Origin of the sequence: Luteimonas colneyensis, assembly GCF_014836665.1 — a bacterium.
Taxonomy (GTDB): Bacteria; Pseudomonadota; Gammaproteobacteria; order Xanthomonadales; family Xanthomonadaceae; genus Luteimonas; species Luteimonas colneyensis.
This window is the reverse complement of the sequence record NZ_JACSQJ010000002.1, coordinates 445,474-469,497: the sequence shown is the minus strand read 5'-3', so window position 1 is coordinate 469,497 and position 24,024 is coordinate 445,474. Positions and strand designations below refer to the sequence as shown.

Sequence of the window (24,024 nt, the reverse complement as noted above, 5' to 3'; positions counted from 1 at the left end):
CGCACCGGCGCCGGCGATGGCCGGCGTCTTCCCTCCTGTCGCCGGCGCCCTACTGCGCGACCGGCCGCGGGGTCGTCGCCGTGCTCGGCGGCAGGATCGGATACTCCACCGTCGGCTGGCGCCCGGTCAGGGTGCGCAGGAAGGCGGCGATGGCGCTGGCCTCGTCCCCGTCCAGTTCGCGGCCCAGCTGCGCCGTGCCCATGATCGCCACCGCCTGCTCGAGGTCCCAGACCTGGCCGGAGTGGAAATACGGCGCGGTCAGCTCGACGTTGCGCAGCGGCGCGGCGCGGAACACGTACTCGTCGCTGGCCGTGGCGGTCACCTCGAAGCGGCCCTTGTCGCCCGCCGGCAGGATCTCGGCGCCCGGGCGCTCGATCACGCCGAACGGGAAATAGGCCTGGCCGCCGAAGTTGCGCCCGTTGTGGCAGGAGGCGCAGCCCGAGGACACGAACAGCTCCAGGCCGCGGCGCTCGGTGGCGTCCAGCGCGGCGTCGTCGCCCAGCACCCAGCGGTCGAAGCGCGAGTCCGGCGTCACCAGCGTGGCCTCGAAGGCCTCCAGCGCGAACGCCATGTTGTCGAAGCTCACCGGCCGGGCCTCGCCCGGGAAGGCCTTGCCGAAGCGGTCGACGTATTCGGGGATGCTTTCGAGGGTCTTCACCACCAGCTCCGGGGTGCTGTTCATCTCGACGCTGGCCTGCACCGGGCCCTTGGCCTGCTCGGCGAGGTCGGCGGCGCGGCCGTCCCAGAACTGCGCGGCGTTGAACACCGCGTTGAGCACGGTCGGCGAGTTGCGCGGGCCGCGCTGCCAGCCGTGCCCGATCGAGACCGGCACGTTGTCGGCGCCGCCGGTGCCGAGGCTGTGGCAGGTGTTGCAGGTGATGAGCTGGCTGCTCGACAGGCGGGGGTCGAAGAACAGCATGTGGCCGAGTTCGACCTGGTCGTCCGACAGCGGCTTGCCGCGCAGCGCCTCCACGCGCTCGGGGATGGTGCCGAACATCGCCGCGGCGGTGGTGCGCAGCGTGTTTCCGCCGCCGGCGGCCGCGGCGTCCGCCGGGTCCGCGGCGCCGGCGGTCGGCGCGGTACCGGGCACGCCTTCGACCGCCACCGGATCGCCGGCGGGCGGCGTGGCGGCCGCGGGCGCATCCACGGCCGTGGCGCCCCCGGCCACCGGGGCAGCGCGGTCGCCGTCCGTCTTCCCGCAGGCCACCGCCACCAGCAGGATGGCCGTGATCGCAAGCCCGAGCCTGGTCCGGTCGTACATGTCGCTCCTCCACAAGGATTCCGTCACGCCGACCATAGCCATGCCGTGTCCCCGGAGCGTTGATCCCGGTCAATGCACACCGGGTTGCTACCATGGCGCTCCCGCGACCGCCCTGCACACGCCATGCCCGACCACCGCACCCGGTTCCTGCGCCTGGCGCTGCAGGCCGACGCCCTGCGCTTCGGCGAGTTCACGCTCAAGTCCGGCCGCACCAGCCCCTATTTCTTCAACGCCGGGCGCTTCGACTCCGGCGCCGTGCTGGCCACCCTGGCCGCCTGCTACGCCGACGCCATCGATGCCGCGGGACTCGACTTCGACCTGCTGTTCGGCCCCGCCTACAAGGGCATCCCGCTGGCCACCGCGCTGGCCTGCGAGTACGCCCGCCGCGGCCGCGACCTGCCGCTGGCCTACAACCGCAAGGAAGCCAAGGACCACGGCGAAGGCGGCACGCTAGTGGGCGCCGCGCTCGACGGACGCCGCGTGCTGGTGGTCGACGACGTGCTCACCGCCGGCACCGCCGTGCGCGAGGCGCTGGATCTGATCCGCGCGGCCGGCGGCATTGCCGCGGGCGTGGCGATCGCGCTGGACCGCCAGGAAGTGCTGGACGAGGCCGCGGCCGACCGGCGCTCGGCCGCGGCCCAGGTGGCCGCCGGCGAGGGCGTGCCGGTGGTGGCCATCGCCAGCCTCGCCGACCTGCTTGCGTTCACCGGCGAAAGCGCGACACTGTCGGCCGAACGCGAGCGCCTGCTCGCCTACCGCGCGCGCTACGGCAGCGCGGCCACCTGATTCGACCGACCGGGGGGACGGACACGATGAAGACCACCCGCTGCATCGCCGGCATCCTGCTCGCCGCGCTGCCCCTGGCCGCCGCGGCGCAGAAGGCGCCCACGGACAAGAAGCTCTACTGCTGGGACGAGAACGGCGTCCAGGTCTGCGGCGACACGCTGCCGGCCGACGCGCTCGACCGCGCCCGCACCGAGATCAACGCCGCCAGCGGCAACCGTACCGGCGAAGTACCGCGCGCGCTGACCGGCGACGAACGCGCCGCAGCGGCGCTGGCCGCCCGCGCCGCGGCCGAGGCCGAGATGGCGGAGGCCGAGCGCCATCGCCGCGACCTGGCGATGGTGGAGTCCTACGCCACCGAGAACGACCTGCGCCGTGCCTACGGCGAGCGCATCACCCTGGTGGAGGAAGCGCTGAAGACCTCCGGGCTGAGCATCACCAACCTGCGCCAGAGCCTGCTGTCGCTGCTGCGCCAGGCCGCCGAGCGCGAACTGCTGGGGCAGCCCGTGGGCAAGGCCCTGGTCGACGGAATCCAGGCCCAGCACGGCGACCTGGTGCGCCAGCAGGCGATCATGGAGCGCCAGCTGGCCGACCGCGCCTCGCTGGGCAGCGACCTGGACGGCGCGCTCGAGCGCTACCGGAGCATGAAGGGCCTCGACGCCCCGGGCTGAAGGCCCACGGGGGCCGCGATCACGCCGGCCGTCGCGACAGCATCGACCGCAGCCAGGCCTTGCCCGCGCGCGGCAGCAGGTGCAGCAGGCGGCGCCGCAGCGGCGCATCCGGCCCCAGCGCCCAGGCTTTGCGCGCCAGATGGCCGGCCTGCCGGTACTGCCCGCGCCACAGGTATTCCTCCGCGTTCCTGACGTAGGCCGCGGCCAGCGCCTGGCGGCGCTCGTCCTCGGGCACCTGCCCGGTCGCCGCGTGCGCCGCGCGCTCCATCACCGTCACGTAGTCGTCCTCGGTCGAAGCCAGCGAAGACAGCCCGTCGTGACCGCGCAGGGCGCGCGCCAGCGGCGCCGATACCACGCCGATCGGCCATCGCGCCGCGACCCGCAGGTGGAAGTCGAGGTCCTCGGCGGTCCGCAGGCCTTCGTCGAACCCACCCACCGTCTCGTACACCTCGCGGCGCATCAGCACCGACAGTGGTGCCAGCGCTGGCTCGCGCAGCACCCAGCGCAGTGCCGGCCCGTCCCGCGGGATCTGCCGGCGGCGGTCGAACACGTCGATCCGCGAGCCGTCGGGATTCATCCGCTCCACGTCGCACAGGACCATGCCGATGTCCGGATGCGACTCCAGGAAGGCCACCTGCCGCGCGGTCTTCTCCGGCAGCCATTCGTCGTCGCTGTCGAGCAGGGCGATATAGCGTCCCCGCGCCAGCGCCAGGCCGCGGTTGCGCGCCGCCGAGACGCCGGCGTTGTCCTGCCGCACGCACAGAACGCGTTCTCCGTAGCGATCGGCCAGCCAGGCTCCGGTGCCGTCCGTGGAGCCGTCGTCGATGACGATGACCTCGTCCACCGGCCGCGTCTGCGCGAGCACCGAATCGATCGCACGAGCGATCAGGTGGCGCCGGTTCCAAGTGGGGATGACGACGGAGGTTTCGGGGATGGCGGCCATGACGGACCTGGTCAAGCGCGCGCTCTATCGCAGCGGCCTGCTTGGACTGTACCACCGCGTCCGCAACCGCCGCGCCCTGACGGTGGTGATGTTCCATCGCGTGCTGACCGAACAGGATCCGCGCTGGGCATCATGCGACCCGGACTACACCCTCGAGGCCGGCCTGCTCGACCGCTGCCTGGCGTTCTTCGCGCGGCACTACAACCCGGTCTCGATGGACGACGTGCTGGCGGCGCGCCGCGACGGCCGGCCGCTGCCCGACCGCGCCCTGCTGGTCACCTTCGACGACGGCTGGGCCGACAACCACGACCATGCGCTGCCGCGCCTGCGCGCGGCCGGCATGCCGGCGCTGCTGTTCACCGTCGCCGACGCGGTCGACCGCGACGAGGCCTTCTTCCAGGAGCGGCTGGTGGCGGCATTCCGGCTCGGTCGCGTGCGCATGCCCGCGCTGCTCGCCGCGCTGGCCGAGGCCGGGCATCCGCTGGCGCCGGTTCCGGCCGATTCGCTCGACGGCCTGCGCGCCGTGATCGCCGCGCTGGAAGCCCTGTCGCCGGAGCGGCGGGCGGTCGTGCTGGCGCCCTTCGCCGCCGCCATGGACGATGGCACCCGCCAGATGGTGACGGGCGACGAGCTGCGCGCGCTGGCCGCGGGCGGCGTGGCGATCGGCGCCCATGGCAAGACCCACGTGCCGATGCCGCGCGCCGCGGACCTGGACGCGGAGCTGGCGGGGGCGCGCACGATCCTCGGCCGGCACCTCGCCGCGCCGCCGCCTGCCACCCTGTCCTTCCCGCACGGCCGATACGACGACACCGTGCTGGCGCGGGCCAGGGCCAGTGGCTACGAGCTCGCGTTCACCAGCGATCCGGTCATCAATGCCAGCGACGACCAGCCGTCCTGGCTGCTTGGCCGCATCGGCTTCGACCAGTCGGGAGTGGTCGACCGGCACGGCCGCTTCCGTCCCGACTGGATTGCCCTCGACCTCTTCCGCGCGCCCATCGAGCGCCTGGCGGTCTGAGCGGGCGATCAGAACGGCAGCGGCAGCTCCGGGTCCACCGCCAGCAGCTGCTCGCGGAACACCGCGCGGATCCGGTCGAGCGCCTCCTCGCTGTCGGCGTCGAAGCGCAGCACCAGCACCGGGGTGGTGTTGGAGGCGCGGACCAGTCCCCAGCCGTCGGGGAAGTCCACGCGCAGGCCGTCGATGGTCGACGGGCGCGCGCCGGCCTCGAACTTCGCCTGCGCCAGGAAGCGCTCGACGAAGGCGTGCGGGTTGCCGTTGGGCGCGTCGACCTTGATCTCCGGGGTGGCGACGCCGGTCGGAAGCGCGGCCAGCACCTCGCCCGGCTCCTCCGGGCGCGCGGCCAGGATCTCGAGCAGGCGCGCGGCGGCGTAGATGCCGTCGTCGAAGCCGTACCAGCGCTCGCCGAAGAAGAAGTGGCCGCTCATCTCGCCGGCCAGCTCGGCTTCGGTCTCGCGCATCTTCGACTTGATCAGCGAATGCCCGGTCTTCCACATCAGCGGGCTGCCGCCGTGGCGCAGGATGTGCCCCTGCAGGCGGCCGGTGCACTTCACGTCGTAGACGATCACCGCGCCGGGGTTGCGCTCGAGCACGTCGGCGGCGAACAGCATCAGCAGGCGGTCGGGGAAGATGTTCTCGCCGCCCTTCGTGACCACGCCCAGGCGGTCGCCATCGCCGTCGAAGGCGATGCCGAGGTCGGCGTCGAAGCGCTTCACCATGTCCACCAGGTCGGCGAGGTTGTGCGGTTCGCTCGGGTCCGGGTGGTGGTTGGGGAAGGTGCCGTCGATCTCGCAGAACAGCGGCTCGACGTGGGCGCCGATGGCTTCCAGCACCCGCGGCCCGATCTCGCCGGCGACGCCGTGGCCGGCGTCGACCACGACCTTGAGCGGGCGGTCGAGCTGGACGTCGGAGGCGATGCGCTCGACGTAGTCGTCGCCGATGTCGCGCTCGGTCACGCCACCCGGCGACGGCGCGGTGTGCAGCCGGTCGTCGGCGATGCGCGCGTAGAGGTCGGTGATCGCGGCGCCGGACAGCGTCTCGCCGCCGACCACGATCTTGAAGCCGTTGTAGTCGGGCGGGTTGTGGCTGCCGGTAATGGAGACGCAGCAGCCGGTGCGCAGGTGGTAGGCGCCGAAGTACACCACCGGCGTGGGCACCATGCCGATGTCGATGACCTCGCGGCCGGCCTTGCGCAGGCCGGCGGTGAGGCCGGCGACCATGTCCGGGCCGGACAGGCGGCCGTCGCGGCCGACGACGATGTCCTTCAGGCCCTGCTCGTGCATCAGCGAACCGATGGCATGGCCGATCAGCTCGGCCACGCCGATGTCGAGCGACTGCCCGACGATGCCGCGGATGTCGTAGGCGCGGAAGATGCCGGGGTCGATCGCGACCGCCGCCGCCTTCGCCTCGCGCACCGGCACCGGCGCGGCGGCGGTTTCAGGGTCTTTCACCGGTTCCATTTCCAGGGTCTGCTCCAGGGTGGGGGAGGGGCCGGCCTCGTCCTCGTCGCTCCTGCCGACCAGCGACGGCAGGCGCGACAGCGTGTAGGCCAGCAGCAGCAGGATCGCCGCGGCCACGAACGATGGCACCGCGGCCAGGCCGAACAGTGCGGTCGGGCGCGGCGGCAGCCCGGCGGCCACGCGCAGGCCGGTCCCGTCCACGGGCACCGCCATGCGTTCGGCGGACTCCTTGTACGCGGCGTCGCCGCGCTCGGCGAGGGTGTATCCGCCCTGGCGCAGCGCGAGGTAGGTGGAACCCGGCACGTCGACGGCATCGAGCCCCGCGGAGGCGCGCGCCACCGGCAGGCGGACATAGGCGACGCCGACCATCGCGTCGCCCACGCGCGCCGGCGCGGCCAGCGCCAGCCCGGGGGCCTCGCCGTCGCGCACGACCCACAGCACCGGCTTGCCTTCGGTCATCGCGGCCTCGGCCACCGCGATGCGCCCGTAGCCCGCCTGTTCCGCATTGGCGTATTCCTCGTCCAGCCCCGTGTCGAGGATCGCGGCGTGCTCGAGGTTCGGCCAGTCGCGACCGAGCGCCGCGGCCGCGGCCGTGAAGTCGCCGGCGGCCAGGGCGTCGCGCACCGGCGTCGAGGCCAGGCGCTCGTCGAAGCGCTGGAGTTCGTTCTGCAGCGCTCGCGTCGTGGCCTGCGCCAGCGCGTCGCGGGTGATGCCGAGCTGGTCGCGGCGCGCGCCGTCCTGCATCTGCTGCCAGCCGGTCCAGGCCAGCCACGCCGCCAGCAGGACCAGCAGGGCCGCCAGCAGCTGCAGCGCCCGCCGCGACTGCAGCACGGCCTGGCGCGTCTTGTTCGATAGCTTCACGTCGTTGCTCCCCGGGTCAGCGCACGCCGGTGTGGCCGAAGCCACCCGCCCCCCGCGCGCTCTCGTCGAAAGTATCCACCACACGCAGCCCCGCGCGCACGACCGGCACCAGCACCAGCTGCGCGATGCGGTCGCCCGGCTGCACGGTGTACGCCTCCCGCGAGCGGTTCCACAGGCTGACCATGAGCGGCCCCTGGTAGTCGGCGTCGATCAGGCCGGTGCCGTTGCCGAGCACCAGGCCGTGGCGGTGGCCGAGGCCGGAACGCGGCAGCACCATCGCGCACAGGCCGGGATCGGCGATGTGGATGGCGATGCCCGACGGCACCAGCGCGGTGTCGCCGCCCGCGAGCTCCAGCGGGGCGTCGATGGCCGCGCGCAGGTCGAGGCCCGCGCTGCCGTCGGTGGCGTGCGCCGGCAGCGGCCATTCGCCGCCGATGCGCGGGTCGAGGATCTTCAGGTCCAGCGTGTGCGGCATGCGGAGGGCGGTCCTTGTCGGTCGGTCAGCGCAGGCGCGCGGCGACGAGGTCGAGCAGCGCGTCGGCGAGCGTGGTCTTGGCTGCCGGCCCGAGCACGCGGCCGCCGCCGGCGTCCAAGACATGCAGCGTGTTGTCGTCGGCCTCGAAGCCGCTGCCGGCCACGCCGACGCGGTTGGCGGCGACCATGTCGACGCGCTTGCGTGCCAGCTTGTCGAGCGCATTGGCCTCGAGGTCGCCGGTCTCGGCGGCGAAGCCGACGACGAGCCGCGGGCGTCGCGGATGCGTCGCGACGTCGGCGAGGATATCGGCGGTGCGCACCAGCTCGAGGACCAGCCCCTCGTCGCCGGGCGTCTTCTTGATCTTGCCTTCGGCGAACGCGGCCGGGGTGAAGTCGGCGACCGCGGCGGCACCGACGTAGACGTCGGCCGGCAGCGCGGCCATCACCGCGGCGTGCATCTGCGCGGCCGAGCGCACGTCGCGGCGCTCGACGCCGGCAGGCGTGTCCAGCGCCACCGGGCCGGCGACCAGGATGGTGGTGGCGCCGCGGCGCGCGGCGGCCGCGGCGATGGCGAAGCCCATCTTGCCGCTGCTGCGGTTGCCGACGAAGCGGACCGGATCGATGTCCTCGTACGTGGGCCCGGCGCTGACCACCACGCGCAAGCCGGCGAGGTCGCCGCTCATGCCGCCGGCGTCGCGAGCGCGGCGACGATGTCCAGCGGCTCGGCCATGCGCCCGGGGCCCGACTCGCCCTCGGCCAGCGGCCCGTCCACCGGCCCCACCACCAGCGCGCCGCGCTCGCGCAGCCGCGCCACGTTGGCCTGCGTGGCCGGATGCAGCCACATGCGGTGGTTCATCGCCGGTGCCAGCGCCAGCGGCGCGGTGGTGGCCAGGCACAGCGTGGTGACGAGGTTGTCGGCGAAGCCGGTGGCCAGCTTCGCCAGCGTGTTGGCCGTGGCCGGGGCCACCAGCACCCGCGTCGCCCAGCGCGCGAGTTCGATGTGGCCCATCGCCGCCTCGGCCGCCGGGTCCCACAGCGAGGTGCGCACGGTCTCGCCCGACAGCGCCTGGAAGGTGGTGGCGCCGACGAAGTGCGTCGCGCTTTCGGTCATCGCCACCCGCACCTGCGCGCCGGCATCGCGCAGGCGGCGCACGAGGTCGGCGGACTTGTACGCGGCGATGCCGCCGCACACGCAGAGCAGGATGCGTTCGCCGTCGAGGTGGCTGTCGGCACTGGCCATGCGCGCTCGGAGTGTCCTGACCCGGGAAGGGTCCGACAGCTTACCCGAACGCCCGCGACCGGCCGGCGGCGGCGCAGGCGCCGATCGCGTGCAATGGACCCACGTCGGCTGCCGGTGCAGGCGCCCCCTGATCACCGCCACGCGGCTCCCCTGTCGTGGATGCACCGGCGGCCGACGACCATCCTCCTGGAGACCGCCCATGCACATCCGCGACTGGCCCAGCGGCGAACGCCCGCGCGAGAAGCTGCTGGCCCGCGGTGCCGCGGTGCTGTCGGACGCCGAGCTGCTGGCGCTGTTCCTCGGCTCCGGGGTGCGCGGACTGGACGCGGTGACCACCGCGCGCAAGCTGCTCGCCGACCACGGGCCGCTGCGGCGGCTGCTCGAGCTCCCGGCCGCCGAGCTGGTGAAGCTGCCTGGCCTGGGCCCGGCCAGCGCCTGCCAGATGGGCGCGGCGCTGGAGCTGGCCAGCCGCCACCTGGCCGCCCGCCTGGAGCGCGGCGAGGCCCTGACCGACCCACAGGCCGCCGGGCGCTACTTCGCACAGCGCCTGCGCGGCCACCCCAGCGAGGTCTTCGCCGCGCTGTTCCTGGACACCCGCCACCGCGCGCTCGCCTTCGAGGAACTGTTCCGGGGCACCGTCGACGGCGCCGAGGTGCACCCGCGCGAAGTCGTGCGCCGGGCGCTGGGGCACAACGCGGCGGCGGTGATCGTCGGCCACAACCACCCCAGCGGCAGCAGCGAGCCCAGCGCCGCCGACCGCGCCGTCACCGCGCGCCTGAAGCAGGCCCTGCACCTGGTGGACGTGCGCCTGCTCGACCATTTCGTGATCGGTGACGGCGCGCCGGTGTCGCTGGCGGCGCGCGGCTGGGTGTAGCCCCCCGGCCGGTTCAGCAACCGCCCGGTTCGGGGCGGAGCCGGGGCTGGGCCTCGCGTACAATGTGCGGCCGTACGCTCCAAGCCCCCAGCCCAGTGAAATCCACGCTCAAGGCCCTGGTCGAACAGGGCATCGCCGCCCTCCGCGACCAGGGCATCCTGCCCGCAGACCTGGCCACGCCCGATTTCGTGATCGAGCGTCCGAAGGACCGCGCGCACGGCGATTTCTCCAGCAACGCCGCGATGGTGCTGGCGAAGCCCGCGCGCAGCAATCCGCGCGCGATCGCGCAGGCGCTGGCCGCGGGGATCCCCACCGGCGGCGACATCGCCGCGGTCGAGATCGCCGGCCCCGGCTTCCTCAATTTCCGCCTGGCGCCCGATGCCTGGCAGCGGCAGCTGCGCGAGGTGCATGCGCAGGGCGATGCCTACGGCCGCAACGCCAGCGGCGCGGGCCGCGTCGCCGGCGTCGAGTACGTCTCGGCCAACCCCACCGGACCGCTGCACGTCGGCCACGGCCGCGCGGCGGTGATCGGCGATTGCATCGCGCGCGTGCTCGACGCCAACGGCTGGGACGTGAAGCGCGAGTTCTACTACAACGATGCCGGCGTCCAGATCGAGAACCTGGCGAAGTCGGTGCAGGCGCGCGCGCGCGGCATCCGCCCCGACGACGCCGGCTGGCCGGAGGACGGCTACCGCGGCGACTACATCGCCGACGTCGCCCGCGCCTTCCTCGACCACGAGAGCGTCGACGTCGAGGGCCAGGTCGTGAAGGCCACCGGCGACGCCGACGACATCGATGCCATCCGCCGCTTCGCCGTCGCATACCTGCGCAACGAGCAGAATGGCGACCTCGCCGCCTTCGGTGTGTCGTTCGACGTCTACTTCCTCGAGTCGTCGCTGTATGCCGACGGCAAGGTGGAGGAGACCGTGCGCCAGCTGGTCGAGGGCGGGCACGCCTACGAGGACGGCGGCGCGCTGTGGCTGCGCACCACCGCCTTCGGCGACGACAAGGACCGCGTGATGCGCAAGTCCGACGGCACCTATACCTACTTCGTGCCCGACGTCGCCTACCACCTGTCGAAGTGGCAGCGCGGCTACGAGCGCGCCATCACCGAGCTCGGCGCCGACCACCACGGCTCGCTGGCCCGGGTGAAGGCCGGCCTGCAGGCGCTCGACAAGGGCATCCCGGAGGGCTATCCGGAGTACGTGCTGCACCAGATGGTCACGGTGATGCGCGGCGGCGAGGAAGTGAAGCTGTCCAAGCGCGCCGGCAGCTACCTGACGCTGCGCGACCTGATCGACGAGGCCGGCCGCGACGCCACGCGCTGGTTCCTGGTGGCGCGCAAGCCGGACTCGCAGCTGGTGTTCGACATCGATCTGGCGCGCAGCCAGTCGCTCGACAACCCGGTGTACTACGTGCAGCTCTCGCACGCGCGCATCTGCGGCCTGCTGCGGCAGCTGAAGGAGCGCGGCCTGGGCTTCGACCTCGACAACGGCCTGGCGCAGGCGCTCGACCTCGACAACCCCGCCACCCTGGAGCTGGTCACGTCGATCAGCCGCTGGCCGGAGCTCCTGGCCGCGGCCGGCCAGCTGCTCGAACCGCACCTGGTGGCGCAATACCTGCTGGAGCTGGCCCAGGCCTTCCAGTCGTATTACAACGATCACCAGTTCCTGGTGGACGACGCGGACGTCCGCGACGGCCGCCTGGCGCTGGCCCTGGCCACCCGCCAGGTGCTGGCGAACGGACTGGCTGTTTTGGGCGTGCAGGCCCCGGAGGCGATGTAAGTGGCGGTCAAGCGTGGCAAGTCCCAGGCGCGGCGTACCGGCGGCGGTGGCACACCGCTGCCGGGCTGGGCGTGGCTGATCATCGGCGTGCTGCTGACGATCGTGGTGGTGCTGGCGGCCCCGAAGCTGCTCGAGTCCGATGGCGAACCGGGCTTCTTCCGGCCCACGCCGAACCCCGACGCGACGCCGGCCGCCGCCCGCGGCGATGCCGGCGAAAGCGTGGCCGACGACGCCCCGGCCCCCGCCCGTCCTGCCCGATCCCGGTCCGGCGACGCGCAGGAGGAGGCTCCGGCCGAGACGCAGTACGACTTCTACACGCTGCTGCCGGGCCAGGAAGTGGCCATGACCGACGCCGAACTGGCCGCCAGCGCGCGCGCCGAGCAGGCGCGCCGCGACGAACTGCTGGCGCGCGAGCGCGCGGCGCAGCAGCGCGAACTGGATGCCGACGCGGCCGACCTCGCCGCCGATGCCGCGGCGCAGCCCGGGCAGGCCACCACGCCGCCGCGGCCCGCAGCCCAGGCGCCGGACGCGGCTGCGGCCGCGACCGCGGCGAGGCCCGCCGCCTCCGCACCGGCCGCCGCCGACGGCGTCCGCTACATCCTCCAGGCCGGCTCCTTCGCCAGCAACACCGATGCCGAGGCGCTGAAGGCGCGCATCGCGATGCTCGGCCTGGTCGCCCGCGTCGAGCAGGCCGAGATCGACGGCCGCGCCATGTACCGGGTGCGCATGGGCCCCTACGGCACCGCGTCCGAGCTGGCCGAGGCCAAGCAGAAGCTCGGCAACGGCGGCCTCGAGGCGCTGGCGATCCGCGCCCGCTGAGCCCGGCCTGACGCCCCCCCCGGGGCCGCCCGCCAGTCGGCCCGCCGGCTGGTTCCAGGCCCGTCGCGGTCGCTGCGATGGCCGGGGTCCAGGCTGTCCTTCCCCCGGGGAGGACGCCTCCATGCCCATCGAAGCCGCACTCGTCAAGCCGCTGGTCGACGCGCTGCTGGCGCTGTTCCGCGAAAGCAGCGACCTCCGGCTCAAGCGCGACGCCGAAGCGGCGCTGCGCGAAGTCATCCGCGAACTGCTGAAGGCCAACCCTGACGAGAACCGCGCCGAGGCCCGGATCGCCATCGCACGCGCGGCGGGCATCATTTCCGAAGACGTGGTGCTGGCCGAGGACATGCTCGAGAAGCACCGCGCCGCGAAGTCGCGCACCGCCGGCAAGACCGCGACCGGCCGTCGCCGCGGCGCGGCGTCGAAGGCCGCCGACCGTCCTCCGCCGAAGCCGTCCACGCGCAAGGGTGCGGCGTAGAATCGGGCGCATGAAAACCCTGCTCGTCACCGGCGCCACCGCCGGCTTCGGCGCCGCGATCGTGGAGCGCTTCGTCTCGTCCGGGGCATGGCGCGCGATCGCCACCGGTCGCCGCCAGGACCGCCTCGACGCCCTCGCCGACCGCCTCGGCCGCGACCGCGTCCACGCCGCCTGCTTCGACATCCGCGACGCCGACGCGATGGCCGCCGCGCTCGACGCCGTGCCCGCGCCCTTCCGCGACCTCGACCTGCTGGTCAACAACGCCGGCCTCGCGCTGGGCACGGCGCCTGCGCAGGCCTGCGACCTCGCGCAGTGGCGCCAGATGATCGACACCAACGTCACCGCGCTGGTCACGATCACCCACCGCCTGCTGCCGGTGCTCATCGAGCGGCGCGGCGCGATCGTCAACATCGGCTCCATCGCCGGCGTGTATCCGTATGCAGGTGGCAACGTCTACGGCGCCACCAAGGCCTTCGTCGAGCAGTTCTCGCTCAACCTGCGCTCGGACCTGCACGGCACCGGCGTGCGCGTGAGCGTGATCGAGCCCGGACTGGCCGAAACCGAGTTCACCCTCGTGCGCAACGGCGGCGACCAGGCCGCCTCCGACGCGCTGTATGCCGGCGCGCAGCCGATCACCGCGGCCGACGTGGCCGAATCCACCTGGTGGATCGCCAACCTGCCGCCGCACCTCAACATCAACCGGCTGGAAGTGATGCCGGTGAGCCAGTCGCTGGCGGGGCTGCAGATCGACCGCGGGTCGGCGCGGTGACCGCGCGCGCGCCACGGGTCCGCGGACCGGGGTGCGCGGCATGAGCCAGTGGCTGGCGATGCTGGCCATCGTCGCCATCGGCGCGGTGCTGCCGCTTCAGGGCCTGGTCAACGCGCGGCTGGCCGGCGCGCTGCATGGGCCGGTGATGGCCGCCTTCGTCTCGTTCCTCGTCGGCAGCGTGGTGCTGGGGTGCTGGCTGCTGGCATCGCGCACGCCGTGGGGCGCGGCGCCCGACGCCCGTTTCCCCGCGTGGATCTGGCTCGGCGGCGTACTCGGCGCGGTCTACGTCGCGGTGTTCACCCTGCTGATCCCGCGCGTGGGCGCGGCCGCGGCGATCTGCCTGGCGGTGCTCGGGCAGGTGGTGGCCTCGCTCGCGCTCGATCACTTCGGCGTGCTGCAGGCGCAGCGCCCGGCCGACTGGACCCGGATCGCCGGCGCGACGCTGGTGCTGCTGGGTGTCCTGCTCGTGGCCGCGCCGTGGCGCACGCCTTCGCCGCCACTGTAGCGGCGGCGCGGCGGCGCGCGATCGTCAGTCGATCGGCGCGTCGTCGAGGTAGGTGTAGCCCGTGAGCCCGGCCTCCAGCGCCTCGCGCAGCCGCGCGGACTCGTCGGCCGGCAGCTTCGCGGCCGCCACCTTGGCGTCGTACTCCGCGCGCAGGTCTTCGAGCACGTAACCCACGTAGTCGAGCATCACGTCGGTGGTGTCGCCGCGGCGCTGCTGCGCGATTGCATGGCCCTGGCCGTCCACCCTGACCTCGATCGCATCGGTGTCGCCGAAGAGGTTGTGGATGTCGCCCAGGATCTCCTGGTAGGCGCCCACCAGGAAGAAGCCCAGGCGGTAGCTCTCGCCCGCGCGCAGCGGGTGCAGCGGCAGTGAGCTGTCCAGGTCCTCGTTCTCGACGTAGGTGTCGATCTTGCCGTCGGAGTCGCAGGTGAGGTCGGCGATGGTGCCGCGTCGCGTCGGCGCCTCGTCCAGGCGCTCGATCGGCACGATCGGGAACACCTGGTCGATCGCCCAGACGTCAGGCATCGACTCGAACACGCTGAAGTTGACGAAGTACTTGTCGACCAGGCGCTCGTTGAGCTCGTCGAGCAGCGGCCGGTGACTCTTCTCGTCATAGGTGAGGCGCGCCCGCGCGGCGTGCGCAATCGCATAGAACAGGTCGTCGATGCGCGCGCGGTGCACCAGGTCGAGCTGGCCGAGCGCGTACAGGCTCAGGCCTTCGGCATGGTGGTGCGCGGCTTCGTGGAACAACTCCACGGCCGGGCGCTCGTCGAGTTCGGCATGGAGTTCGCGCAGGTGGCGCACCACCGCGGGCTCGTCGTCGTGCGCGTCCGGCACGCGGCCTTCCGGCGCGGCCTCGACCTCGGACACGTTGGCCACCAGCACCGCGTGGTGCGCGGTCATGGCGCGGCCGCATTCGGTGACGATGCGCGGCTGGCGCAGGCCGGCTTCGGCGCAGGCGTCGGCCAGCGGCTGCACGATGCTCGAGGCGTACTGGCCCATGCTGTAGTTGACCGAGTTGTAGCTGCGCGAGCGCGTGCCCTCGTAGTCGATGCCCAGGCCTCCGCCGACGTCGACGTAGTCGATGTCCGCGCCCAGCTTCGACAGCTCGATGAAGTAGCGCGTGGCCTCGCGCATGCCGCGCGCGATGTCGCGCACGTTGGAGATCTGCGAGCCCATGTGGAAGTGCAGCAGCTTGAGCGCCCCGCCCATGCCGGCGTCGCGCAGCGACTTCCACAGGTCCAGCAGCTGGCGCGGGCTGAGGCCGAACTTGGCCTTGTCGCCGCCTGAGTTCTGCCACTTGCCCGCGCCCAGCGAGGCCAGGCGCATGCGCACGCCAAGCACCGGCTCGACGCCCAGCGCCTCCGACTCTTCCATCACCAGCTTCAGCTCGGAGGGCTTCTCGACCACGATGAAGACGTTCATGCCGAGCTTGCGGCCGATCAGCGCGAGCCGGATGTACTCGCGGTCCTTGTAGCCGTTGCAGATGACCAGGCCGCCCGGACGCGACAGCGCCAGCACCGCCATCAGCTCGGGCTTGCTGCCGGCCTCGAGGCCAAAGCCCTCGCCGGCGTGCGAGGCCAGGGTGCCGGCCACGCCGCGATGCTGGTTGACCTTGATCGGATAGACCGCGGTGTAGCCGCCCCGGTACTCCCAGTCGGCCTGCGCCTGGGCAAACGCCGCCTGCAGCGCGGCCAGGCGGTCGCCGAGGATGTCGGGGAAGCGCACCAGCAGCGGCATGTTCGCGCCCTGCGCCAGCGCGTCGTCCACGACGTCGGCCAGCGCGATCGCCGGACCGCCCGCGCCCTGCGGACGCGCGACCACGCGGCCCGCCGCGTCGACATCGAAGTAACCCGAGGCCCAGTGCGGGATCGAGTAGGTCTTGCGGGCCTGGTCGATGGACCATGCGGTCATGGGCGGGGATCCGTCAGCGCTGGGGAAGGCGCGCATTCTAGCCCCCGCGCCGTGCGCGCCGGATCCACGCCGCGCACGGCGCGCCGCCTCAGCGCACGAAGTCGGGACTGCCTGCGGCCTTGCGCACGCGGCGCGCGATCGCCCGCTGGTTGGGCGCGGTGAAGACGATGAAGCTTCCCGGCAGTTCCAGCGCGTCGACCACCTTCTGCAGCGCGCTGTCCTGGCTCCAGCTGAAGCGGCGCAGCGCCACCAGCACGGCGTAGTGCGGCGTGCCGTGGGGATCGTCCGCCAGCACCTTGCGGGCGATCCAGGCCTTGGCCACGCAGCCGGTCGAATCCAGGGCATCACGGACCGCGTCGAGGGCATCCGCGGACAGGCCATGCGGCTCGAAGCGGTCGCCGCGCGACACGGCCGCGCGCGCGCGGCTCGAGGCCTCCATCCGCGAGCGCAGGCGTGCGAGCTGGACCTCGACCACCTCGAGGGCCTCGTCATTGCCCACGCGCGAATGGAACGCGGCCAGTTCCAGCAGGACATCGCCCTCGCTGGCCGGGTCCAACGCGATGACCCGCCGCAGGTGCGCGATGCCGTCGCGGTCGTCGCGGGCGAGCAGGAGCGTGCCGATGCGGTACTGCAGGAACGGGTGGTCGGGCGCCACGGTCGCGGCCCGGCGGTACAGCGCCAGCGCGTCCACCTCCGGATGGAGCAGCTCCACCAGGCGCGCGTGCTCGACCACCTCCTCAGGCGTGCGCGTGTCCGCCAGCTCCAGCTCGCCCAGGCGCTCCACGTCGGCCGCGTGCTGGCGATGGCGTTCGCGCCAGCCCTGGTCCACGCGCTCGCGCCACTGCGCGCTGAACTGCTGCTCGAGCTCCGGCAGCAGCGTGCCGAGCAGCGCGTCGGCCGCCGACTCCTGCGGCGGCGGCGGCTCGGCCGGCGCCACGCCCAGCGCCTCGAGGCGCTGGGCCAGCGTCGGGTGGGTGTCCTCGATGCCCGGGGACGCGGCCAGCTGCAGCGCGATGCGCGCGCCGTCGTCGGCATGCGCCTGGCGCAGGCTGGCCGCCATGTCGCGGTACAGCAGCGCCGGCGGCTCCGGCCGGCCGCGGTTGGCTTCGAGCACGCCGGGCCAGAAGTCCTGCTGCAGCCGCGCCGCGCCCACGTTCACGCGCACCAGCGCCTGCCCCGCCACCTCGGCCCCGGCGATGCGCGCCGCGGTGGCGTCGGCCTGGTACTCGTTGCCACGCGCAAGCACGAAGCTGTAGGCGTCGAAATAGGGCGCATACCAGTCGAAGAAGCGCGAGAACACGCGCCCGGTCCAGCTTCCACGTCCGGACAGCGCGTCCAGCAGCCGGTACCAGCTGCTGCGAACGCGGTAGATCCAGCCGGTAAAGCGCCCGTGGCCGCCGCCGAAATGGCCGAACTCGTGCGCGACCACCGAGGCGAACTGCTCGCGGTCGAGCAGCTGCATCATCGGCAGGCCCAGCACCAGGTAGTGGCGGTGGCCGAGCAGGCCGAGCGCGCGCGGCACGCTGGCCGCGGCCGCGTTGAGTTCGTCGTCGATCACGATGCCCGCGAGCTTCGGCGCGCCCGCCGCCACGCGCAGGCGCTCGACCTCGTCCTGCAGCCGCGGCGCCTCGCCTGGCGCGAGGCGATGGCCCGCCGGCGGCTCGAAGCGCACCCACAGCGCGCGCAGCACCATCCAGCCGAAGGCGATGGGGATCCAGATCACCTTCGCCAGCTTCAGCAGCAGGATCGGGCTGATCGCCAGCAGCACCAGCACCAGCCCCACCGACATCCCGAGCGCCAGCAGCACTGCGCCGCCCAGGACCGCGAAACCCAGCCCCGCGAGCAGCGCCAGCCGGATCCTGTACGCGCGCGGCGAGGCCTTGGCCTCGTCCTCCAGGCGCGCGACCAGCGCGCGCCGCTCCCGGACCGTCATCATTCCCGTTTCCCCTTCCCCTCGGCGCCCCCGCGCCGCCTGGCGCATCGTACGGCCCGTCGCTGGCGCTCCGCTACAATCCGCGCCCTCGCCCACGCTTCCAGGACCCCGCCCATGAGCGCCCCGCACTGGCTCTACGAGAACTTCGAACCCTCCGGCTCCGCCATCGGCTACCGGGTCACGCGCAAGCTCGACGAGGTGCAGTCGCCGTTCCAGAAGATCGAGATCTACGAATCGACCGACTGGGGCAACGTGATGCTGATCGACGGCGCGATGATGGTGACCACGCGCGACAACTTCCTCTACCACGAGATGATGTCGCACCCGGCGCTGTTCACCCACCCGGACCCGAAGAACGTGGTGGTCATCGGCGGCGGCGACTGCGGCACGCTGCGCGAGGTGCTGCGCCACCCGGGGGTGGCCAGGGCCGTGCAGTGCGACATCGACGAGCAGGTCACGCGCATGGCGGAGAAGTATTTCCCCGAACTGTGCGAGTCCAATGGCGATCCGCGCGCCGAGGTGCTCTTCGACGATGGCATCGCCTACATGGCCAACTGCGCGCCGGGCAGCCTGGACGTTGTGATCGTGGACGCGACCGACCCGGTCGGCCCGGCCACCGGGCTGTTCAACCAGGCCTTCTTCGACAGCTGCTTTCGCGCGCTGAAGGACGACGGCATCCTGGTGCAGCAGTCGGAGTCGCCGCTGGTGCTGCTGGACCTGATCCGCGACATCCGCGCCGAGATGGGCAAGGCCGGCTTCGACAGCTTCCAGACCCTGCCCTTCCCGCAGCCCTGCTATCCCACCGGCTGGTGGAGCTGCACGCTGGCGCGCAAGGGTGGGCGCGGGTTCGATTTCCGCGAGGCGGACGCGGCGGCGAAGGGCTTCGCGACGAAGTACTACAGCGCCGACATGCACAAGGCGGCGCAGGTGCTGCCGCCGTTCGTGGCTGAAGCGCTGGCGACGCCCTGATCAGCCGGCCGACGGCCCGATGCGCTCGCGAGCCTCGGTATAGGCCAGCTCGACGGCCCGTCTCGTCCCCGCCGCCAGCTGGTCGAGCGGCAGGATGATGCCATCGCGTGTCAGCGCGTGAGGCACGCCGGCGCGACTGCCGATCGAGAAGTCGCCCCGACAGGTCCGCACGCGCACGGCGAACGCGCGCAATGCCGCCCGGCTCCCGTCACGCCGGGCGGTCCGCAACACGTGTTCGGAGCAACCGACCGCGAATAGGCATTCGCGGCCGATCAGCGGGCGCAGGCAGGCGCGGTAGGCGTGAATGCCGAAGGCGAGCAGCGCCCGCCCACACCGGTCAGCGGCAGCCGAGCACGATGCCCAGGCGCTCATAGTTGCGCTCGGTCTCGTCGTTTCCACCGTGCGTCACGTTGCCCGCGCCCACGGTCACGCGCGGCATCTTCAGGTCATTCATGTGGATGTGGATCTTGTAGTGCGTGCCGCCCAGGCAACCACGATTGCCGGACGTTTCGTAGCTGATCCTGACGACGTTGGCGATCTCGTAGCGGCCGCCGCGGTAGGTGAAGAAGCCCTGGTCCTGATACACGTCGATGCCCTTCCACGAAAATGTGGCGGCGCCGGCATTGCCGGCCGCGACCTCGCTTCCTGTGGCGGCGGACGACGACCGCGACACCCTCGAATACACCACCACAGCCACCACAAGCGCAGCAATGGTGCCGAGCCACCCCAGTTGCATCCAGCCGGTCACGATAGACACGGCGACGAACACCACGAACGCGATGACAAATGCCTTCATCACGGGCCCCCTCCCGTTTGACGAACCGGAAGGGTAGCGGAGCGCATCGGGCAACCGCAATCTTCCGATGCGGAGGCTAGAGCGCGTCCGCGTCCAGTTCGCCGGTGCGGATGCGCACCGCGCGCTCGAGGTCGTAGACGAAGACCTTGCCGTCGCCGATCTTGCCGGTCGAGGCGGCCTTGAGGATGGCCTCGGTGACCAGCTCGGCCTGGTCGTCGGTGACCGCGACCTCGAGCTTGATCTTGGGCAGGAAGTCGATCACGTACTCGGCGCCGCGATAGAGCTCCGTGTGGCCCTTCTGGCGGCCGAAGCCTTTCACTTCGGTCACGGTGATGCCGGCCACGCCGGCCTCCGACAGCGCCTCGCGGACGTCGTCGAGCTTGAACGGCTTGATGATCGCCATGATCATCTTCATCACGCGGCCTCCGCTTGCAGAGCGCTCAGGATACCGCGGCCCGGGCGTCGGACGGGCCTTTTCCCACCCCCACGCGCGCCCGTGCCCGATGGTGCGCGGCCCGCGCCTCGGCCACGCTGCAGGCCACACCGGAGAACTTCCCATGATCGACCTTGGCCATATCGACGACCTCGCCCGCCGCCTCAGCAGCCTGGTGCCCCCGGGCCTGCGCGAGGGCCGCGAGGAGCTGCAGGAAAACTTCAAGTCGGTGCTCCAGGCCGGGCTGGCGCGGCTGGACCTGGTGACGCGCGAGGAGTTCGACGTGCAGCAGGCGGTACTGCTGCGCACGCGCGAGAAGCTCGAGGCGTTGCAGGCGCAGGTGTCGCAGCTCGAAGCGCAGCTGGGTGCCGCCGGCGGCACCGCGCCGGCAGCGCCGCAACAGCCGCAACAGCCGCACTGAGGCCACCGCCATGGCGGGACTCGCGATCGTGCACGGCCGTGCACGCGCCGGCGTGCGCGCGCCGGAAGTGACCGTCGAGGTCTATATGAGCGGCGGCTTGCCGCGCATGTCGATGGTCGGGCTGCCGCAGGCGGCGGTGCGCGAGTCGAAGGACCGGGTCCGCGCCGCCATCCGCTGCGCGCAGTTCGAGTTCCCGCCGCGGGTGACCACGGTCAACCTGGCGCCGGCCGACCTGCCCAAGGGCGGCGGCCGCTTCGACCTGCCGATCGCGCTCGGCATCCTCGCCGCCAGCGAACAGCTGCCGCGCACCGCGCTGGCCGGGCATGAGTTCATTGGCGAACTCGGGTTGACCGGCGAGCTGCGCGCGGTGGATGGCGTGCTGCCGGCAGCGCTGGCCTGCGGCGAGGCCGGCCGGGTGCTGGTGGTGCCCGCGGCGAACGGTGCCGAAGCCGCGCTGGCCCGCGGCGTGGACGTGCGGGTGGCGCGCACGCTGTCGGAGGTGTGCGCGCACGTGACCGGACAGCGTCCCTTGCCAAAGGCGGTGGCTTGCGCCGAGGCCATCGGCCCCGCGCCCGGCATCCCCGACCTGGCCGACGTCCGCGGCCAGCTGCGCGCGCGTCGTGCGCTGGAGATCGCGGCCGCCGGAGGGCATCACCTGCTGCTGGCCGGCAGCCCCGGCTGCGGCAAGACCCTGCTCGCCTCGCGCCTGCCCGGCATCCTGCCCGAAGCCAGCGAGGCCGAGGCCCTGGAAGCCGCGGCCATCGCCTCGGTGAGCGGCCGCGGCATCGACCCGGCGCGCTGGCGGCAGCGGCCGTTCCGCGCCCCGCACCACACCGCCAGCGCCATCGCCCTGGCCGGCGGCGGCAGCGAGCCGCGACCGGGCGAGATCTCGCTCGCGCACCACGGCGTGCTGTTCCTCGACGAACTTCCGATGTTGGAATACGGGAGTACGTTCAGGGAGCGCCGGATGCCTGCGCTTTTTCTTCATCCTTCAAGCGCTTGGCGCACCCCTTCCGCATTTAACGCCGCGCATTAAATGCCGACACTAACTTTCCGCATTAAATGCGTAACTGACCGCCCAGGATGCGGTGCCTAGCTGGACCTCCGCGCATCGACGCGCCGAGCCCAATGCCGATCCCGGCGAAGCGAAAGATTGGAGACACTTTCCGACAAACGGCCGATTCTCCGCATCCGCGCAGGAGACGAGACCGATCTGCGTGACCAGACGCCCCTACCCTGTTGATTCGCTACCGCTTTTCGGTAAAAAGCGGTCATTCCGGTCAGACCCATCCAAAGGCGAGTTGCCTTCAAGTGGCCAGGTAAAACTCAACAGACAAAGCGCGACCTGACACGCCACTCGCCCGCGTCCAGGGTTGACGCGACCGCGCGAGCCGCGCAGCGTTCGTGGGATCCCGCCAACACTTTGGTCAGGTTGATGCAAACCGCTCAGACTGACATTCCGGCACTCGAGCGCAACCTCGTTCGACACTATGGCCCCTATGTGCCCGTTGCCGTCGCCTGGCGCTGGTTGTCTTTCTCCTCGCTGGAGGCGGCGCGCTGCGCTTGGCGCCGCGGCAAGACCCCAGTGCCTTTCATGCGCCTGCGCCACCGTCGCGGCCTCTTCATCAAAACCCATGTGCTTGCGCAATGGCTGCAGGCCCAAGGCCTGACGTGCATGCAGTTCCTCGCGCCCCATCCTGGCAAGGAGGTCGCGCCATGAACTAATGACACTGGATGCCGAGAACGACAAAACCCGGGTGGTAGCCCGGGCTTGGTCACAATCGGAGGTGCTTGCTAGCAGCTCCGATTCTCCGGCCCCGACCGCGCCGCGGTCAACCCCTGATCCCCTTGCAATGCGACCGCTCGTCGGCTCGCACAGGCGAGGTGTGTCCTGAGCGATTGGAGACTCACGATGATCATCATCAAAATTCGCGCGATCGGCCGCGACGGCGCGTCCCTGCGCCCGGAAATTCGCATCCCCGACACGATGGCCCCATTGATCGCCCTGGAGGTGCGCATGCGAGCCGCGCACCGGCCTGCCAAGAGGAAGACATCCCGCGCCAACGCGGGAGCCAACTTGGCCCACTACCTCAGCACGCGGTTTCCCACGCCCGAATTCGGGCCACAGCGGAGGTCGTCGCCATGACTGCGCTGACGCTCGTTAAAACCTCACCGCTGCCCACGTCGGCGCTCTCCGACGCGGTGGCATTCGAGCTGTACTTCGACCAGCACTTGAAAATCCGCCGCGTGACGAGCGACGTCATCAAAAACTACCGCACGCTGGTGACGCGCATGCTCGCGTTCGTAGGCAAGCCGGTGTGGGAGATCACCCCACGGGATTACGAACGCTGGATGCTCTCAGTGCTCGACAAACGAATGATCAAGATTTCCACGCAGCGCACCTATCAACAAGCCGTCAAGGGCTTCTACGCATACCTGGTAGGCGACCCGGAGTTCCAGGCACTGGTCGTCCACGCCTGCGGGCACCGCCTGGAGAATCCGGTGAACGCGCGCACCGCTGTGGTTCACCGCATTGAAGATGAATCCGAGGGCGATGCCACTGAAGCACTGACACGTGAAGAGTTCGGGCGGCTCCAGCATGTGATTGACCTCAAGATCGCAGCCCACTCAAATTGTCTGGTTGCCCTGAGGGCACACCAACGCAACAAGGTCATGACGGCCCTGCAGTATTACGCCGCCCTCCGCATCCATGAGCTTGTTGCGCTGAATCGAGGCGACTTCCAGTCTGTGGTCGCCACCCGCGCCGCCCTCGGTCGCTACGGGGCCGTGAAAGTCCGCGGCAAAGCCTCACGCTGTTCCCCAAAGCCTGTGGCTATCGCGCCCGTCGTCAGCCCCGCTTTTCGCCAGATCGCGGATTGGTACTTTTCCGTTGTTCGCCCTAGCTTTCCAGAGAAGGGCGAGGATGCGCGAAAGGCGGTGTTCTTGAACCGGATGGGAACCCGTCTTTCGAAATGGATGTACATGCAGGACTACCGTGCATACCTCAAGGAGGCCGGGCTCTGGGTCAAGGGACGCGGAAGCCACGCCAACCGACGATCCACGTTGACACACGCCAGCGAGCGGATCGACCTAGAATTTGCCCAGATGCTGGGACGCCATCGCCACCTGGCGACGACCCAAATCTATGTCAAGCTCCCCAAGGGGGCACAGGCCGCACGCCTGCGCGCAATGGTCAATGGCCCCGTCGCGCGTTCGCGCACCAAGAAGCCGCACGGCAAGAACCGTCGCAGCACCTAACGGATGCCGCGTCGTTCCTCCAAGAGGATCCACTGGCGCGGCCAGACCGTGGCGGCGGAGCACGGCGTGTTGTCGTGTCGCGCGCTCTACGTCCGCTTGAAGCCGCTTGGATTGGAACTGAGCGAAAGCCAGCTGACGCGAATCTATCGCGGTCAGCCAAAGCGCATGAATCTGCATGTGCTCGCGCTTTTCTGCCATTGCTTCGGCGTGACACCCCAAGACCTTCTGGTGCTGGTCGATCAGCCGCGACGTACCAAGAACGTTGTCCCGATGCGAGAGCCAGAATCTCCAAAGGCCAAGGATCTTGCGAAGCTCGTTGGGCCCGCCGTGCCGGCGCTTCCTGAAGGCAGGTGGCGCTCGTGAGCT

24 protein-coding genes and 2 pseudogenes are annotated in these 24,024 nt (G+C 71.5%); 16 read left to right on the top strand and 10 right to left on the bottom strand.

The window, feature by feature from the left end; genetic code table 11:
* Positions 1–49: 49 nt before the first annotated feature.
* Positions 50–1,261 (bottom strand): cytochrome-c peroxidase, encoded by a 1,212-nt coding sequence (locus H9645_RS06320; protein ID WP_318240498.1) that lies wholly within the window; start codon positions 1,259–1,261, stop codon positions 50–52.
* Positions 1,262–1,384: 123 nt separating this feature from the next.
* Between H9645_RS06320 and pyrE the strand changes: the two genes are divergently transcribed.
* Entirely contained in the window at positions 1,385–2,047 is a 663-nt protein-coding gene (gene pyrE, locus H9645_RS06315; RefSeq protein ID WP_191728858.1) for an orotate phosphoribosyltransferase, read from the top strand.
* A gap of 26 nt (positions 2,048–2,073) precedes the next feature.
* The gene (locus H9645_RS06310; RefSeq protein ID WP_191728857.1) at positions 2,074–2,715 is read left to right on the top strand and encodes a hypothetical protein; all 642 of its coding nucleotides are present in this window, start codon (positions 2,074–2,076) and stop codon (positions 2,713–2,715) included.
* A 19-nt stretch (positions 2,716–2,734) separates the two neighbouring features.
* Here the strand turns inward: H9645_RS06310 and H9645_RS06305 are convergent, their stop codons facing one another.
* On the bottom strand, positions 2,735–3,658 hold the full coding sequence (locus H9645_RS06305; protein ID WP_191728856.1) for a glycosyltransferase: 924 nt from the start codon (positions 3,656–3,658) through the stop codon (positions 2,735–2,737).
* On the opposite strand from H9645_RS06305, the gene H9645_RS06300 reads away from it, so the two are divergent.
* On the top strand, positions 3,657–4,673 hold the full coding sequence (locus tag H9645_RS06300; RefSeq protein ID WP_191728855.1) for a polysaccharide deacetylase family protein: 1,017 nt from the start codon (positions 3,657–3,659) through the stop codon (positions 4,671–4,673). The two genes, H9645_RS06305 and H9645_RS06300, sit on opposite strands and share 2 nt — an antisense overlap.
* Before the next feature lie 8 nt (positions 4,674–4,681).
* Here the strand turns inward: H9645_RS06300 and H9645_RS06295 are convergent, their stop codons facing one another.
* The 3 genes and pseudogenes from H9645_RS06295 to coaBC form a co-directional block, all read right to left on the bottom strand.
* Positions 4,682–6,994: a phosphomannomutase/phosphoglucomutase gene (locus tag H9645_RS06295; RefSeq protein ID WP_191728854.1), complete on the bottom strand. Its 2,313-nt coding sequence runs from the start codon at positions 6,992–6,994 to the stop codon at positions 4,682–4,684.
* 16 nt (positions 6,995–7,010) lie between these two features.
* On the bottom strand, positions 7,011–7,469 hold the full coding sequence (gene dut / locus H9645_RS06290; RefSeq protein WP_191728853.1) for a dUTP diphosphatase: 459 nt from the start codon (positions 7,467–7,469) through the stop codon (positions 7,011–7,013).
* A 25-nt stretch (positions 7,470–7,494) separates the two neighbouring features.
* Positions 7,495–8,708: pseudogene (coaBC, locus tag H9645_RS06285) on the bottom strand (bifunctional phosphopantothenoylcysteine decarboxylase/phosphopantothenate--cysteine ligase CoaBC).
* Positions 8,709–8,907: 199 nt separating this feature from the next.
* On the opposite strand from coaBC, the gene radC reads away from it, so the two are divergent.
* The 6 genes from radC (at position 8,908) to H9645_RS06255 (ending at position 13,934) form a co-directional block, all read left to right on the top strand.
* On the top strand, positions 8,908–9,582 hold the full coding sequence (radC, locus tag H9645_RS06280; RefSeq protein ID WP_189498102.1) for a RadC family protein: 675 nt from the start codon (positions 8,908–8,910) through the stop codon (positions 9,580–9,582).
* Between the two features lie 95 nt (positions 9,583–9,677).
* Complete coding sequence (gene argS / locus H9645_RS06275) at positions 9,678–11,366, top strand: arginine--tRNA ligase (RefSeq protein WP_191728852.1); 1,689 nt, start codon at positions 9,678–9,680, stop codon at positions 11,364–11,366.
* Positions 11,367–12,185 carry an SPOR domain-containing protein gene (locus H9645_RS06270; protein ID WP_191728851.1) on the top strand — a complete coding sequence of 273 codons (819 nt, stop codon included), beginning with the start codon at positions 11,367–11,369 and terminating at the stop codon, positions 12,183–12,185.
* A gap of 121 nt (positions 12,186–12,306) precedes the next feature.
* Positions 12,307–12,660, top strand: coding sequence for a hypothetical protein (locus H9645_RS06265; protein WP_191728850.1), 354 nt, complete (start codon positions 12,307–12,309; stop codon positions 12,658–12,660).
* 10 nt (positions 12,661–12,670) lie between these two features.
* Positions 12,671–13,429: an SDR family NAD(P)-dependent oxidoreductase gene (locus H9645_RS06260; RefSeq protein WP_191728849.1), complete on the top strand. Its 759-nt coding sequence runs from the start codon at positions 12,671–12,673 to the stop codon at positions 13,427–13,429.
* Positions 13,430–13,469: 40 nt separating this feature from the next.
* Positions 13,470–13,934, top strand: a complete 465-nt coding sequence (locus H9645_RS06255) for a DMT family transporter (RefSeq protein WP_191728848.1) — start codon at positions 13,470–13,472, stop codon at positions 13,932–13,934.
* Positions 13,935–13,958: 24 nt separating this feature from the next.
* Here H9645_RS06255 and speA read toward each other — a convergent pair whose 3' ends face one another.
* Both speA and H9645_RS06245 read right to left on the bottom strand, forming a co-directional pair.
* Positions 13,959–15,848 (bottom strand): arginine decarboxylase, encoded by a 1,890-nt coding sequence (gene speA, locus H9645_RS06250; protein ID WP_191728847.1) that lies wholly within the window; start codon positions 15,846–15,848, stop codon positions 13,959–13,961.
* Positions 15,849–15,936: 88 nt separating this feature from the next.
* A complete protein-coding gene (locus H9645_RS06245; RefSeq protein WP_191728846.1) occupies positions 15,937–17,784 on the bottom strand; it encodes a M48 family metallopeptidase in 1,848 nt (615 codons plus the stop codon).
* A gap of 111 nt (positions 17,785–17,895) precedes the next feature.
* Here H9645_RS06245 and speE point away from each other — a divergent pair, with 111 nt between their 5' ends.
* A complete protein-coding gene (gene speE / locus H9645_RS06240; RefSeq protein WP_191728845.1) occupies positions 17,896–18,750 on the top strand; it encodes a polyamine aminopropyltransferase in 855 nt (284 codons plus the stop codon).
* On the opposite strand, the gene H9645_RS06235 is transcribed toward speE, so the two are convergent.
* From H9645_RS06235 to H9645_RS06225, 3 genes are all read right to left on the bottom strand, one after another.
* On the bottom strand, positions 18,751–19,122 hold the full coding sequence (locus tag H9645_RS06235; protein ID WP_191728844.1) for a membrane protein insertion efficiency factor YidD: 372 nt from the start codon (positions 19,120–19,122) through the stop codon (positions 18,751–18,753).
* Positions 19,088–19,546 (bottom strand): hypothetical protein, encoded by a 459-nt coding sequence (locus tag H9645_RS06230; protein ID WP_191728843.1) that lies wholly within the window; start codon positions 19,544–19,546, stop codon positions 19,088–19,090. Before H9645_RS06230 ends, H9645_RS06235 begins: the two co-directional genes overlap by 35 nt.
* A 76-nt stretch (positions 19,547–19,622) precedes the next feature.
* Complete coding sequence (locus tag H9645_RS06225) at positions 19,623–19,961, bottom strand: P-II family nitrogen regulator (protein ID WP_132998728.1); 339 nt, start codon at positions 19,959–19,961, stop codon at positions 19,623–19,625.
* A 142-nt stretch (positions 19,962–20,103) separates the two neighbouring features.
* Here H9645_RS06225 and ubiK point away from each other — a divergent pair, with 142 nt between their 5' ends.
* The 6 genes and pseudogenes from ubiK (at position 20,104) to H9645_RS06195 (ending at position 24,021) form a co-directional block, all read left to right on the top strand.
* Complete coding sequence (ubiK, locus tag H9645_RS06220) at positions 20,104–20,400, top strand: ubiquinone biosynthesis accessory factor UbiK (protein ID WP_191728842.1); 297 nt, start codon at positions 20,104–20,106, stop codon at positions 20,398–20,400.
* 10 nt (positions 20,401–20,410) lie between these two features.
* Positions 20,411–21,331: pseudogene (locus H9645_RS06215) on the top strand (YifB family Mg chelatase-like AAA ATPase); the annotation flags it as partial.
* Between the two features lie 504 nt (positions 21,332–21,835).
* Positions 21,836–22,120, top strand: a complete 285-nt coding sequence (locus H9645_RS06210; protein ID WP_191728840.1) for a hypothetical protein — start codon at positions 21,836–21,838, stop codon at positions 22,118–22,120.
* Positions 22,121–22,312: 192 nt separating this feature from the next.
* A complete protein-coding gene (locus H9645_RS06205) occupies positions 22,313–22,546 on the top strand; it encodes a hypothetical protein (RefSeq protein WP_191728839.1) in 234 nt (77 codons plus the stop codon).
* Positions 22,543–23,658: a tyrosine-type recombinase/integrase gene (locus H9645_RS06200; protein WP_191728838.1), complete on the top strand. Its 1,116-nt coding sequence runs from the start codon at positions 22,543–22,545 to the stop codon at positions 23,656–23,658. The genes H9645_RS06205 and H9645_RS06200 overlap by 4 nt, the downstream gene beginning before the upstream one ends.
* A 3-nt stretch (positions 23,659–23,661) precedes the next feature.
* Positions 23,662–24,021: a helix-turn-helix domain-containing protein gene (locus H9645_RS06195; protein WP_191728837.1), complete on the top strand. Its 360-nt coding sequence runs from the start codon at positions 23,662–23,664 to the stop codon at positions 24,019–24,021.
* Positions 24,022–24,024: the final 3 nt, after the last annotated feature.